This window comes from Streptomyces sp. JN8, from assembly GCF_055808075.1.
In genome coordinates this window covers 2,970,810-2,984,184 of the sequence record NZ_CM147852.1, presented here as the reverse complement: position 1 = coordinate 2,984,184, position 13,375 = coordinate 2,970,810, and the positions used below count along the sequence as shown (strand labels likewise).

The 13,375-nt window shown below is 76.1% G+C and carries 11 protein-coding genes; 8 read left to right on the top strand and 3 right to left on the bottom strand.

Going from position 1 to position 13,375, the window contains the following annotated elements:
* Nucleotides 1–21 precede the first annotated feature (21 nt).
* Complete coding sequence (locus ACY0MR_RS12685) at nucleotides 22–1,446, top strand: cellulase family glycosylhydrolase (protein ID WP_392040843.1); 1,425 nt, start codon at nucleotides 22–24, stop codon at nucleotides 1,444–1,446.
* A 195-nt stretch (nucleotides 1,447–1,641) separates the two neighbouring features.
* Here ACY0MR_RS12685 and ACY0MR_RS12680 read toward each other — a convergent pair whose 3' ends face one another.
* On the bottom strand, nucleotides 1,642–2,541 hold the full coding sequence (locus ACY0MR_RS12680; RefSeq protein ID WP_361860410.1) for a PadR family transcriptional regulator: 900 nt from the start codon (nucleotides 2,539–2,541) through the stop codon (nucleotides 1,642–1,644).
* Nucleotide 2,542: 1 nt separating this feature from the next.
* Nucleotides 2,543–3,415 (bottom strand): DUF4097 family beta strand repeat-containing protein, encoded by an 873-nt coding sequence (locus ACY0MR_RS12675; RefSeq protein WP_361860407.1) that lies wholly within the window; start codon nucleotides 3,413–3,415, stop codon nucleotides 2,543–2,545.
* A 150-nt stretch (nucleotides 3,416–3,565) separates the two neighbouring features.
* Here ACY0MR_RS12675 and ACY0MR_RS12670 point away from each other — a divergent pair, with 150 nt between their 5' ends.
* A complete protein-coding gene (locus ACY0MR_RS12670) occupies nucleotides 3,566–4,381 on the top strand; it encodes a hypothetical protein (RefSeq protein ID WP_451060996.1) in 816 nt (271 codons plus the stop codon).
* 84 nt (nucleotides 4,382–4,465) lie between these two features.
* Here the strand turns inward: ACY0MR_RS12670 and ACY0MR_RS12665 are convergent, their stop codons facing one another.
* Complete coding sequence (locus ACY0MR_RS12665) at nucleotides 4,466–4,651, bottom strand: DUF6104 family protein (protein WP_053640526.1); 186 nt, start codon at nucleotides 4,649–4,651, stop codon at nucleotides 4,466–4,468.
* Between the two features lie 94 nt (nucleotides 4,652–4,745).
* Here ACY0MR_RS12665 and ACY0MR_RS12660 point away from each other — a divergent pair, with 94 nt between their 5' ends.
* From ACY0MR_RS12660 to ACY0MR_RS12635, 6 genes are all read left to right on the top strand, one after another.
* Entirely contained in the window at nucleotides 4,746–5,270 is a 525-nt protein-coding gene (locus ACY0MR_RS12660; RefSeq protein ID WP_473560767.1) for a CU044_2847 family protein, read from the top strand.
* Nucleotides 5,267–7,315: a VMAP-C domain-containing protein gene (locus tag ACY0MR_RS12655; RefSeq protein WP_404085515.1), complete on the top strand. Its 2,049-nt coding sequence runs from the start codon at nucleotides 5,267–5,269 to the stop codon at nucleotides 7,313–7,315. Before ACY0MR_RS12660 ends, ACY0MR_RS12655 begins: the two co-directional genes overlap by 4 nt.
* 121 nt (nucleotides 7,316–7,436) lie before the next feature.
* A complete protein-coding gene (locus ACY0MR_RS12650) occupies nucleotides 7,437–8,450 on the top strand; it encodes an AAA family ATPase (RefSeq protein ID WP_361860394.1) in 1,014 nt (337 codons plus the stop codon).
* A 7-nt stretch (nucleotides 8,451–8,457) separates the two neighbouring features.
* The gene (locus ACY0MR_RS12645) at nucleotides 8,458–11,679 is read left to right on the top strand and encodes an SAV_2336 N-terminal domain-related protein (protein ID WP_473560764.1); all 3,222 of its coding nucleotides are present in this window, start codon (nucleotides 8,458–8,460) and stop codon (nucleotides 11,677–11,679) included.
* Nucleotides 11,680–11,769: 90 nt separating this feature from the next.
* Nucleotides 11,770–11,976 (top strand): hypothetical protein, encoded by a 207-nt coding sequence (locus tag ACY0MR_RS12640; protein WP_388793414.1) that lies wholly within the window; start codon nucleotides 11,770–11,772, stop codon nucleotides 11,974–11,976.
* A gap of 90 nt (nucleotides 11,977–12,066) precedes the next feature.
* Nucleotides 12,067–13,344, top strand: coding sequence for an aKG-HExxH-type peptide beta-hydroxylase (locus ACY0MR_RS12635; RefSeq protein WP_473560762.1), 1,278 nt, complete (start codon nucleotides 12,067–12,069; stop codon nucleotides 13,342–13,344).
* Nucleotides 13,345–13,375 lie beyond the last annotated feature (31 nt).

The window sequence follows — 13,375 nt, the reverse complement described above, 5'->3', positions numbered from 1 at the left end:
TCCTCGTGCCGGAGGTCCACCTTGTCGCGATCCACCCCCGCCTGGCGCACGGCCCTCGCCGCCGTCGCCCTCGCCACCGCGCTGATCGCCCCCGCGGTCCCCGCCGCCGCGGCCCCCGCGGCGGCCGCCCCCGCCGCCCGGCCGCAGGCCGGCGGGGGCACGATCCCCGTCCTCACCGACGAGCGCGGACGCGCCCTCACCCTGCGCGGCTGGAACGTCGAGGACAAGGCGAACCGCGGTGACGCCGCCCTCTCCGCGATCACCGAGAAGCACTTCCGCGACATGCGGGCCAAGGGCTTCAACTTCGCCCGGCTGCTCGTCTTCTGGGACGACCTGGAGCCCCGGCCGGGCCGGTACAGCCAGGCCTACCTCCGGAAGATCGAACGGATCCTGGACTGGGCGGCGAAGCACGACGTCAAGGTCCTCCTCGACGCCCACCAGGATGTCTTCGGGCCCGCCTTCGGCCATCGCGGCGTGCCCGCCTGGGCGACCAGGACCGACGGACTGCCCTTCACGCCCCGCCCGGACGACTGGTTCTCCGAGTACTTCGAGCCCGCCGTCCAGCGGGCGTTCACCCACCTCTACGAGGACGAGGACCTGCGGCGCGCCCAGGCCCGGATGTGGCGGGTGCTCGCCGACCGCTTCGAGGACCATCCCGCCGTCCTCGGCTACGACCTGATCAACGAGCCGATGGGCGAGCTCCGGGAGGGCGAGGACCTGCCGGCGGCGGCCCGGCGCATCGAGCGGGACCAGCTCACCCCGCTCTACAACCGGCTCGCGGACGCGATCCGTTCGGTCGACCCGTCCACCTGGATCTTCGTCGAGCCGACGCCGATCGTGGGCGAGGGCGTGCCCACCGGGCTCGGCAGGATCGACGACCCGAAGGTGGTCTACGCCCCGCACTTCTACAACACGGCCATGGAGGCCGGCGCCGACTACGACCCGGCCGCCCGCTGGATCGAGACCTACGAGCAGGCCGTCACCCGGTACCCCGAGGAGTACGGGGTCCCGGTGGTGGTGGGCGAGTGGGGCCCGCTCAACAACTCCCTGCCGCACATGAACCGCTTCTACCGCGAGGCCATGGCCTCCCTCGGACGCTACGGCTCCGGCTGGGCGGGCTACGTCTGGTGCTACGGAGGCGGCTACTGCGCGGTGGACGGCGCCGGGAACTTCCGTACGAACAAGGAGCTGACCGCAGAGCCGTACGCGGAGGCGGTCGCGGGCACGGTGCGGTCCGCCGGCTACGACGCGGGCGCCGGGGTCTACCGCCTGGCGTACGACGCGGCGGACCGCCGCGGCTCACGGGTCACCGAGCTGTCCCTGCCGCCCGGCGACTGGCGGGTCTCGGCCCGGGGCGGGGCGCTGGTCCTCCGCACGACCCCCGGCCGGGCCCTGGTCCTCGCCGCCCCCGGCCACCGGGTGACGGTCACGGCCACCCGGGGCTGAGCCCCGGGGCGAACGCGCCGCGGGTGCGCGGGCCCGCGCCGGGCCGCCGCGTGCCCGGCGCGGGCCCGCGGCGGCCCGAGTCGGCAGGCGTGCTCGGGCGGCACCCGCAGCGCGTGCGGCCCGCCCGCCCCGGGCCGACGGGCGCGCTCGGGGCACGCGCCCGTACGGCCGGGCCGCCCCGGCCGTACGCCCGCGTCACGCCTCCCGGCGGGACCGCAGCAGGCCCGTGATCCGGATCGCCGCCGCCGACAGCTGGTCGCGGGTCTCGGCCAGCTGCTCCTGGCCGACCCCGTGATCGCGGGCCGCGTCGCGGATCTCGTCGCGGAAGCGGTCGAGGAGCCGGTCGAGGTCGCGGGCCGGGTCGCCCGAGCCCTCCGTGTCCCGCGCCCACTCCGGTGCCTCGCCGGCCGGGGCCGCCGCGAACGGCGGCTCCTGGCCCGCCGCCTTCGGGTGGGTGGTGCCCGCCACCAGGCCGCCGAGCTGGGCCGTGATGTCCGAGAGGCCCTCCCAGACCCCCTTGGGCCAGTCCCCGCGCGAGAAGCGGTCCTGGACCTCCTCCTGCACCTGCTGCGCGATCCGCTGGAACTCCTTCGCCTGGTGGCGGGCGGACTTGGCCTCGGCGCGGGCCTGGCGGGCCTGCTCCTTCCACTCCTGCCCGACCCGGCGCAGCTCCTCCTTGGCCTCGGAGAACGAGGAGGGGTCCGCGGTGCGGGCCCGGCCCGCCGCGGCGCGCATCTCGCTGCGCACCCGCCCGGCCGCCCCGCGCACGTCGTCGCGGATCTCCGCCGCGAGCTCCGACACCGACTCGCGGATCTCCCGCTCCAGGTCGTCCAGTTCGGCGTCCCGCCCGGCCAGCTCGGCCCGGCCGGCGTCGGTGATCGAGTAGACCTTGCGGCCGCCCTCGCTGGCGTGCGTGACGAGGCCCTCGGCCTCCAGCTTGGCCAGGCGCGGGTAGACCGTGCCCGCCGAGGGCGCGTACAGCCCCTGGAAGCGCTCCTCCAGGAGGCGGATCACCTCGTAGCCGTGGCGGGGCGCCTCGTCGAGCAGTTTGAGCAGGTAGAGGCGGAGGCGGCCGTGCGCGAAGACGGGCGGCATGTCAGAGCACCTTTCCGGTCGCGGAGGGGGCGGGGGAGGGGGTCGAGCCGTCCTCGTCGGAATCGGGGCGGCGGAGCAGCGCGATGGACCCGGAGACGGTGGTCGCCTTCAGGGTGCCCCGGCCCGAACCGAGGGTGCCGGTGACGGACTTGGTGCCCCACTGCCCGGCCACGCGGAGGTCCTCGAAGGCGTTCGACACGGAGCCCGTCGTCGTGTTGGCCTCGACGCGGGCGTCGGCCGGGTGGGGGAGCCGGATGGACACCTCGCCGGAGAGGCTGGAGAGCCGGATGTCGGCGGGCGGGCCGTCGAGCTCGGCCGGGTCGAGGTCGATGACCATGTCGCCGCTGACGGTCTCGGCCCGCACGGAGGCGCCCGCGCCCTCGATCACCGTCACGTCGCCGGTCACCGAGTTGATCCGGAGCGAGCCCGTGACCGACTGGGCCTCCAGGCTGCCCGAGACGCTCTCGGCGCGGACGGGGCCGGAGAGCCGGAGGAGGGTGGTGTCGCCGGAGACGCCGCGCACCTCCGTGCGTCCCGTGATGCCGGTGACGACCGCCTCGGCGCCGACCGCGGTCACCTCGACGTCGACGCCCGCGGGGACGGCGACGGAGACGACCGCACGGCGCCTGAACTCCTTGCGGTCGAGCCACTTGAGGGCGCTCTTCCACTGGAGGTCCTCGTAGCCCACGGTCAGGGTGGAGCCGTCCTGGGACACCAGCAGCGGCGGGCCCTCGACCTCGGAGACCTCCACGCGGGCGGAGCCCTCGTCCGTCCCCACCACGTTCACCGCGCCGTTGACGATGCGGACCCGCAGGCGGCTCACGGGGTCGCCGGGGGCCAGCTTCGTCGGCTCGGTGACGGACCACTCTGTCATGGTGCTGACCTCCCGTTCGACAACGCAACATATCGTGTTTCTCGATAGACACGATATATCGCGGTGAGGGGAAGTCAACCCTGACTCTCCCCTGACAGGGATGGGGGCAATGAGCCTCGAATGCGGACAAACTGTCCTAGCGTAGGGCCCATGAACGCGACATCCGGACCGAGCCCCGTCGGGGCGCTGCTCCTCTGCCGTGCCGATCCGCCGACGGTCCGGCCCCCCGCCCAGCTGCTCCGCGAACACCTGCTCCTCGCCCCCGCGGGCGAGGACTGGAGCGTGCTCGTACCGGAGGGGAAGCCCTGGCTCCACGGCGGCGAGTCCGTCGAACGGGTCGTCACCGGCTGGGCCACCGCCCTCGCCGTCTCGGCGGCCGGCTGGCCCGTCGTCGCCCTCTGGTGGGACCGCGACCGGGCCGGCCTGACCCTCGCCGCCGGCTTCCGCCGCACGGTCGGCTACACCTGGCTCGCGGACGGCACCCCCGTCGGCGAGGACGAGGCCATGCGCACGTTCGCCGCCCGGCTCTCCCTCGACCCCGTCCTGGACGTCCAGGCACTGGAGCCGCTCACCGCACCCGACCCGGACGCCGACGCCCACGCCCGGCTCCTCGGCGTCGTCGCCGTCCTCGGCCGCGTCGGCCTCGCCCTGCCGACCGGGCTGCTGCCCGGCGAGAACGCCGACCGGCTCCGCTCCGTGGCCCTGGCCCAGGGCGCCGAGCAGCTCGACTGGTCGGGCTGGAAGGACGTCGTGCGCGCCGAACTCGACGTGGTGGAGGAGGGCCCCCTCGGCCCGTACCTGCGCGGCCCGCGGGCGCGCGTGCTGGGCGGGGCGCAGCTGGCCGCGGGGGTGCCGCTGCTGCTCTGGGGGCTCGGCCGGCGCAGCGGCGGGTGGACGGCGGCCGGAGCGCTGCTCGTCGTCCACGGAGCACTCGGCCTGGCCTACGACCGACTGCGGGAGGGGTGACCACGCCCGCGCGTGATCACCCCTCCCGCCGGACGTCTCCGCGAGCCGCCCCGCCCGTCGCCCGTCCTGCCGGCCCCGGGCTTCCTACTCGTCGTCGTCGTCCTCGTCGTCGAGACGGGCCAGCCAGGTCGCGAGGCGCTCTACCGGCACCTCGAAGTCGGGGTTGAGATCGACGAACGTCCGCAGCTGCTCGGCGAGCCACTCGAAGGTGACCTCCTCCTCGCCGCGCCGCTTCTCCAGTTCCTCGATGCCACGGTCGGTGAAGTACATGCGATCAGGATAGGCCGAAGCCCCCGCGTCCCCTGTCGCCCGTCAGGCTCTCCGACTAGCCTTCCTCATCATCGTTTCGGGGAGCGGGGGCGCTGTGACGCACGGGATCGCGCGTATTCGGCTGGACGACGGCACGCCCGTGTGGGCCCGGGTCAGTGACGTGCAGGAACTCGGCAGGGGCGGCGGCTTCCAGGACACCGGCGTCAAGGACCGGGTGGTCTCGATGGCCGGCGGCCTCACCGACGTGGTGCGCGGGGTGGTCGGCTCGCTGCGGGCCGGGCTCGACCCGCAGGGAGCCGTGGAGGTCGCCGTCAGCTTCGGCATCGAACTGTCGGCGCAGTCCGGCAAGGTGATCGGCGTCCTCGCGGACGGCTCGGGCAAGGCCTCCGTGAACGTCTCCCTGACCTGGACCGAACCGGGCCGCGCCACCGAACCGGGCCGCGCCACCGGACCGGCCGCCCCGGAGGCCGCCGGACAGGCCGCCCCGGACACCGCCGGGACCGCCGCCCGCGGGGAGTCCCGCGCGGAGCCCGGCGCGCGACCGGCGGCCGTTCCCGCGCCCCGGCCGCCCGCACCCGATCCCTCCGCACCGGGACCGGCGGCCGACGGACCCGCATGAGCGCCTTCGACGCTCTCGTGCGCCCCGCCCTGGTACGCATCGCCGCTCCCGACTGCGGGTATGACCCGCACGGCGACCGGTACTGGGGCACCGGCTTCTTCATCGCCCCCGGCTGGGTGCTGACCTGTGCCCATGTCGTGGCCGAGGGGGGAAGCGCGGTGTGGAGGAGCGAACCCGCCGTCGGCATCACCTGGGAGGACGGCAAGACCTCCCGGGAGACCACCGGCACCGTCGTGCTCGCCCTGCCGCGCCCCGACCGGCCCGACGACCCGCCGGACCGGTGGGCCTTCCCCGACATCGCGCTCGTCCGCGTGCCCGGCGCGACGAAGGCGTCCTGCGTGCGCCTCGGCGAGCGCCCGCCCGTCCCGCCGACCTCCGTCGGACTGCACGGCTGGTCCCGGGAGACCGGCGAGCTCGGCATCCGCCACGTCCACGGCACCCTCATCGGCACCGACGGCAAGGCCCTCATCACCGACTGGGTGATGCCGGTCGAGGGCTGCTCCGGCGGCCCCGTCGTCGACCACCAGCAGGGCGCCGTCGTCGGCCTCAACAAGGGACGCGGCCGCGACGGCGGCGCCGTCGTCCCCGTCACCGCCCTGCGCCGCCTCCACGACCTGCCCGGCGGCGAGGCCATGGGCGAGGCGCTGCGCGCCCACGACCGCTACCACCTCGCCCGCTACCGCTCCCTGGACGACCGGCCCGACTGGACCCGCGCCCAGGGACGCCTCGCCGAGCCCGCGGGCATCGGCCCGGGACCGCGCACCCTGCTCTACGGACACCTCGCCGAACTGCCCGCGCCCACCGCGCCCGGCGAGATCATGGACCTCGTCGACCAGGTCAAGGCCTGGATCAGGGACGACGAACTGCCGGACGTCCTAGAGGACGACCCGCGCACCTGGAGCGAGGGCGCCGGACTCCTGCGCGGCCTGCGGGCGCCCCGCAGGGACGGCGTCCGCGACCTCGAACCGGACGCGGTCCTGCTGTACGCGGCCCACGTCGCCCGGCACGTGCGCGGCCGGTACGGCGAGCGGGTCGACACCGCCGACCTCACCCGCTGGATCATCGACGAGTCCGGCGACGCCGACCGGCACCTCCGCCGCGAGATCGACCGCCTCGTCAGCCCCGGCCGGCCGGCGCCCCTCTCCGTACGCGAGCCCCGCGCGCGTGCCGACGTCCTCCTGGAGATCGACGCCCCGATCTACGACCGGCGCTACCCGTGGCGGGTCAAGCTCCTCCACGACGGGCACACGGTCAGCCCGCTCCACTTCGACGAGCGGGGCGTCGAGCGCGCCCGGCTCGGGGAGGCCCTGCGCGAGCCGCTCGCCGACGCCCTGCGGCGCGGCGACAGCGGACGGCACCTGGCGGCCGTCGAGGCCGTGCTGCCCCTCGAACTCTTCGACGAACCCCTCGACACCTGGCGGCTCGAACCTCTCCAGGGCGGCCCCGAGGACGCCTGGGCGACCACGCTCGGCCAGCGCAGGTTCGTCGTCGTCCGCGACCGCCGCCGCTACGACCGGGAGCCCACCCCCGAATGGCGCGAGCGCTGGGAGGCCGCGGAGGGCGGCCCGCTGCGGGCCGCCCCGCTCCGCGCCGAAGTGCCCGGCACGGGCCCGGACGCCCACACCGCGCGCGCGAGCCGGGAGACCTGGGCGGAGACGTACGACCGGCTCCGCGAGGCCGCGGGCGGCACCGTCCCCGTCTACTGCGGCCGGGTGAGCACCGGCGACGGGCTCATGGCGATGCACGCGGCGCTCGCCGCCGGGCACCCCCTCGCCCTCTGGCGGACCGGCCCCCACGACCACACCGACTGCGCGGAGTTCCACGAGCGAGCCGACCGGCTGCTCTCCGCCGCCCCCACCGCCTGGGACCTCCGAGGCCCCGTCAGATCCCTGCGCACGCGCGCGACGGACCGGGCGGCGGGCCCCGAGGCGCTCGCCGCGTACGCCTGGGCCGAAGGCGTCGCCCTCCTCCTGGACCCGCCCGACCGGCCCCCGCACGGCGGCCGGCTCGAACCCCCGCCGCTGCTCGGGGAGGGGGAGCAGTGACCCGTGCGCCCACCGGGACGACGGCCCCGCGATCCGTCCGATTAAGCCGTCGGCAGGCCCCGCTCCCGGGCGGTACCGTCGACGGGCCCGGCATCGACACCACAGCCAGGAGGAGTCACTCGTGAACGATTGGCGGATCTACCGTGGTGCCGGCCTGCCGCACGACGAGATACAGCGGCTGCCCGCCCCGCCGCCCTGGCGCGACTTCTCCACCGGCGGCGCCGACGACACCCTGGCCGGCTCCGACCGGCGACTCGGCGTCAAACGCCGACTCGTCCAGAACCACCACCCCAGGCCCGCGGAGACCGACGCCGTCAACGCCGCGCTGTACCTGAGGCGCCCGCTCCTCGTCACCGGCAACCCCGGCACCGGCAAGTCCACCCTCGCCCACGCCGTCGCCCACGAACTGCGCCTCGGCCGTGTCCTGCGCTGGCCGATCGTCAGCCGGACCACCCTCCAGGACGGGCTCTACCGGTACGACGCCATCGGCCGCCTCCAGGACGTCCAGCTGGAGCGCGCCCAGGCCGGAGCGCCCGGCTCCGCCGCCGCGCCGGCCGGCATCGGCTCGTACATCCGGCTCGGCCCGCTCGGCACCGCGCTGCTCCCCTCCGACCAGCCCCGCGTCCTGCTCATCGACGAGCTCGACAAGAGCGACCTGGACCTCCCCAACGACCTCCTGAACGCCCTGGAGGAAGGCGAGTTCGCCATCCCCGAGCTGGAACGGCTCGCCGACCGGGAGCCCGCCGTCGAGGTGCTCACCGACGACGGGCACAAGGTGGCGGTGCTCGGCGGCCGGGTCCGCTGCACCACCTTCCCGTTCATCGTGCTCACCTCCAACGGCGAACGGGACTTCCCCGCCGCCCTGCTCCGCCGCTGCATCCGCCTGGAGCTGGAGGCCCCCGGCGAGGAGCAGCTCCGCGCCATGATCGAGGCGCACCTCGGCAGCGAGGCCGCCGGCGGCGACGGGGAACAGGGCCTCGTCCAGCGCTTCCTCGACCGCGAGCCGGGCGAGGTCATCGCCACCGACCAGCTCCTCAACGCCCTCTACCTGACCCAGCACGCCTCCCGCGCCGAACGGGTCACCAGGGAACGCATCGCCGACATGCTCATGCAACCGCTCGATCAGCCGAGGTGACGATCGGATGCACCGGATGCATCTGGAGGAACTCACCCGCAGACTGCGGGCCGGCGGCCAGGACCCCACCGCCGAGGACGTCGCCGACGCCCTGTGGCTGGCCCAGTGGCTCCCCGGCCCCTCACCGGACCGGGAGAGACCCGACGGACCGCAGGACCCGCCGGCCGACCCCCCGGACGAGGCCGACGGGGACGCCTCCACCGGCGGCCCGGACGGCGCCGGCACGGATGCCGCGGCGGGCGGAAGCGGCGGCGCAACGGCCGCCGGACCCGGGAGCCCGCACGAGTCCGTCTCCCTCCACATGGCCACCGGAGCCACCGGGACGGCCGACGCGGTCGCCGAGGAGGCGCGAACCGCCCGCGCCGACCGCCCTCCGGCGTCCCGCGGCGCCCGGCCCGACCGGGGCGCCGGCCTGCCCGTCCGCGCCCCCGGCGCCAACGCCCTGCCGGGCCTCCTGGGACTGCAGAAGGCCCTCCGCCCCCTCCGCGCCTACGCCCTCGCCGCCCGACGCCCCGAGGAGGGCGTCCTCGACGAGGAGGCCACCGCCGAGCGCAGCGCCGCCGCCGGCATGCTCACCCCCGTGATGCGCCCGGCGGCCGGCCGCCGCCCCGACATTCAGCTCCTCATGGACACCGGACCCGCCATGGTCGTCTGGAACCGGATGGTCGAGGAACTCCGCCAGGCCTGCCAGCAGTCCGGCGCCTTCCGGGACGTCCAGGTGCACCGCCTGTACGACACCGGCGACGGCCCCCCGCTCGTCACCACCACCTCCGGCGCCGACGGCCGCCCCCGGCTGCGGCCCGTCGACCAGCTCCACGACCCCACCGGCCGCCGTCTCACCCTGATCGTCAGCGACTGCGTCGGACCCCTCTGGCAGCGCGGCGCCGCCCAGCGGTTCCTGCGCCAGTGGCCCCGCAACTCCCCGCTTGCCCTCGTCCAGCCGCTCCCCCCGCGCCTCTGGCCCCGCACCGCGCTCCCCGCCGAACCCGGCACCTTCCAGCGCTCCGCCACCCCCGGCGGCCCCACCGCGTTCGTCTCCGACGACGAGCCCTGGGGGCCCGCCGCCCCCGGCCGCCGGGCCGTCCCCGTGCTCACCCCGACCCCCGAGGCCTTCGCCTCCTGGACACGGCTCCACACCGGCCACGGCGGCAACGCCGTCCGCGGCTGGGCGGCCTGGCTCGCCCCCGGGCCCGCGGCGCCGCGCCCGTCCGGCACCGCCCGCGGCACCCGGAGCGACGACGAACTCCTCCGCGCCTTCCGGGCCGCGGCCTCACCCGGCGCGCTCCGGCTCGCCGTCCATCTCGCGGCGGCCCCGCTGACCCTGCCCGTGATGCAGCTCGTACAGCGCGCCATGCTCCCCGACACCGGCCCCATGGAGCTGGCGGAGGTCCTGCTCAGCGGAGTGCTGCGACGACTGCCCGGACCCACCCCGTACCCCTGCTTCAGCTATCCGCCCGGCATCCAGCAGCACTTCCTGGGCTCCCTCGACCCCAGCGCCGCCGCCCTCGTCCTCAAACACTGCTCGGCCTACGTGGAGCGCCACTTCGGCCAGGGCATGCGCAACTTCCCGGCGCTCGCCGCCGCCCGCCTCGCGGGCGCCGACGCCCCCGCCGACGCCGACGGCGGGGCCGGTCCCGCGACCCACCGCGGACCAGGCCGGGCCACCGACCTCCCCGCCGAGACCGAGGCGACGGACGAACCCCTGGGGCCCGACAGCCCCGAGACCGAGCTCTTCGCCCGCATCCCCGCGCGCGTGCTCCGCTTCTACCACCCCGACCTGGTCACCCCGGACCCGCTCACCGAGGCCCGCCGGCTCCTCGCGCAGGGCCGCGCCCAGTCCGACCCCGCGCTGCTCGCCGGGGCGCACGAGCGCGCCGAGGCGGCGCTCCCCGCCGAACCCGTCGAGGCCCGGATCGTCCTCGCCCGCGCCCTGTACGCCGAGGCCGGCACCGCCGCGGCCCGCCGCGCCGGCCGCCGCCCCGAACTCCTCGGCAGGGCCGCCGACACGCTCGTACGGGCCGGGGAGCTCGCCCGCGCCGGCGGAGAGGCCTGGGCCGAGGCCCGGCTCGAACTCGCCGTCGTCCACCACGCGCTGTGGCGGGACGGCGACGGGGCCGACCACCTCGACGCGGCCCTCGACGCCCTCGCCGAGGACGCCGACCGCTGGCCGGAATCCGCCCGCCCCACCCTCCACCTGCGACGCGGCCGGCTGCTCCTCGCGCGCGGTGACGGCGCCGGAGCGGCCGCCGAGCTCACCGCCGCCCTCGCCCTGCACGAGAGCGCCGCCGCGCTCCTCGACCTCGCCGACGCCCTCCACCTCGCCGAGGCCGAGCCGGACCGCATCGGCCCCGTGCTCGACCGCGCCGAACCCCTCCTCGGCGACGCCCGCGCCCTCCGGCTCCGCTTCACCACCGCACGCGCCCGGCTGTACGACGCCCAGGGCGACGGCGCCGCCGCCGACGCGGCGTACGAGGAGGCCACCCTGCTGGCCCCCGCCGACAGCGAACAGCGCGGACCGCTCCTCCTCACCTGGGGCGGCTCACTGCTGCGGCGCGCCGCGACGGCCACGGGCACGGAACCGGTGGACCGGGCGGAGGGGGTCCTGCGGGAGGCGCTGACCTGCCTGCCCGCCGGAGCGGCCGACCGCGCGCAGGCGCAGATCCTCATCGGCAGCGTCCTCGCGCTGCGTTTCGACCGCGCGGGCTTCCTGCCGGACCTGTACGAGAGCCGCCACCTCCTCGACGAGGCCGTCCGCACCGCCCGCGACCCGGAGGTCCGGGCCGAGGTCTGGCTCCACATGGGCTGGGTCCAGACGCAGCTGAGCGAGGCGGCGCGGGACGGACAGCTCGTCGGCGCCCTCACGGCCTTCCAGCGCGCCGCCGAGGTCATCCGCGCCGCCCGCGGCGACACCCCCGGCACGGTCACCCTGGCGCGGGCGCTGCACGCCCAGGGAGCGGTGCTGTACCTGATGGACCGGGTCGGGCAGGCCGCGACCGTCCTGGCGGAGGCCGCCGAGCAGTGGCGGCGGCTGGACGGCGAACTGGTGGCCGTGGACTGGGCGGACGTGGAGCGGACCCGGGCCCTGCTGGCCGAGGTCGGCTCCGTCCCCCGCCCCCGGCCGGACCGGTTCTCCCGCGAGGAGCGGCGCAGGATCACGCCGCCCTGGTGGCCGTGGCGGGCGGGGAAACCGGAACGGCTGGATCACGGGGGCGCGCATGGGCGCAGTTGAGTCGAACGGGTTTCCGTCTCTGAGGCGTAGGGAAGAACCGCTCCGCCGCTACGACCGTGGGGGGCAAAGGCCGGTGAGGAGGAGCCGAGGGTGTTGGAGCACACGAAGCGGGTCGCAGGCGTCGACCGGGCCGAGGACCGGCCCCGGCGCCTGCCCGACCTCACCGGAGTGGACCTGCGGACCTTGCGCTTCATGGACGATCCCGACCTGGAGGCCGCCGTCGAGCGGGTGTTCTGGCGGACGCGGGAGCTCAACGACTCCTGGCTGGAGAGCAACGGGGACGGTTCCCTCGGCTGATCTCCCCGGGAGGGGCGCCGACCGGCCGTTTCCGGCCAGATGCCCTCCCGTCGACGGCGGCACGGCGCGGCGACGCGCAGGGGGGCGGACGTGAACGTCGCGTCCCTTCCGGCGTCCGCCTTCGCCGACCTGGCCCGGACCAGCCCTGCCCCGGCCGGACTGACCCTGCTGCGGTCCGCCCTCCATACGCGGCGGCTGCTGCTCCTCAAGGCGCTCCTGGTGCGCGTCCACCGGGAGCGGGCTTCCGTCGGAACGGGTGCGCTGGGCCGCTTCGAGCGCTCCTGGGACCTGCTCGAACGGGTCGAGCGGCGGCGTCCCGCCGTGGTCCGGGACGTCCTCGACTACCCGACGACCGGCGTCTGGCTGGCGGCCGCGCTCGCCGAGCCCGCCGGACCGGCCCTCGACCGCCTGCTGGCCCGTCTCGACATGATCGCGCTCACCGCCGCCCTGCGCTGCGGCGACCCGCTCGACCGGACGGTCGAGACCGCGGACGGCCTGATGTCCCTGCCGGGCGTGGGCCGGCTCCGACTGCCCTCCGACCGCGTCCGGATCGTCGCCGGCGACCGGACCGTGCGGTTCCATCCGGACGGTGCCCGGCATCCCGCGCCCGTCGTCCTCACCCTGGCCGACGGGCGCCGGGGCGTGCTCGCGGGACACGGGCCCGGTTGGAGCCCCGTACGCGCGCTGCCCCGCGGCATCGCGCGTCTGGACGACCTCGACCCGTACCGGGTGCCGGTCGGCGCGGCCGGCGGCTCCGTCGGCACCCCCGCCGCCCACACCGACACCGACCACGCCGCCTGGTCCGCCCGCTGGCGCGCGGCCCAGGAGCTGCTCGCGCGTACCGACCCGGACCGGGCCGTCGAGGTGACCCGCGCGGTCCGCGTCGTCGTCCCGCTCGTCCCGTGCGGGCCGGGACACCGAGGCGCCACCCTGAGCGCGGCTCCCGGAGCCGTGCTGACCTCGCTGCCCGACGAGGCGTGGGGGATGGCCGAGACGCTCGTGCACGAGCTGCACCACAGCAAGCTGGCGACGCTCCACGAACTCGTACCGCTGTACGGCCCCGGGCGGGACGCCGTGCACCAGGTCGGCTGGCGGCCCGACCCGCGGCCCATCGCCGGCGTGCTGCACGGCGCCTACGCGCACCTGGCACTCGCCGATCTCTGGCGCCGCGCCGCGTCCGCCGCGGAAGCGCCGAAGGCCTGGCGGTCCGACGCCGGGCAGCAGTTCGACGAGCTCCACGATCAGGTGGGCGAGGCGCTGGCGATCCTGCTTGAATCCGATGAACTGACTACTGAGGGACGGGAGTTCGCGCGTCAAATGCGGCGGCACCACGCGAGCCTCGGCGCGACCCCCCTCGCCGCTGGGTAACACTGTGCCCACGGCACATGACACTGCGTTG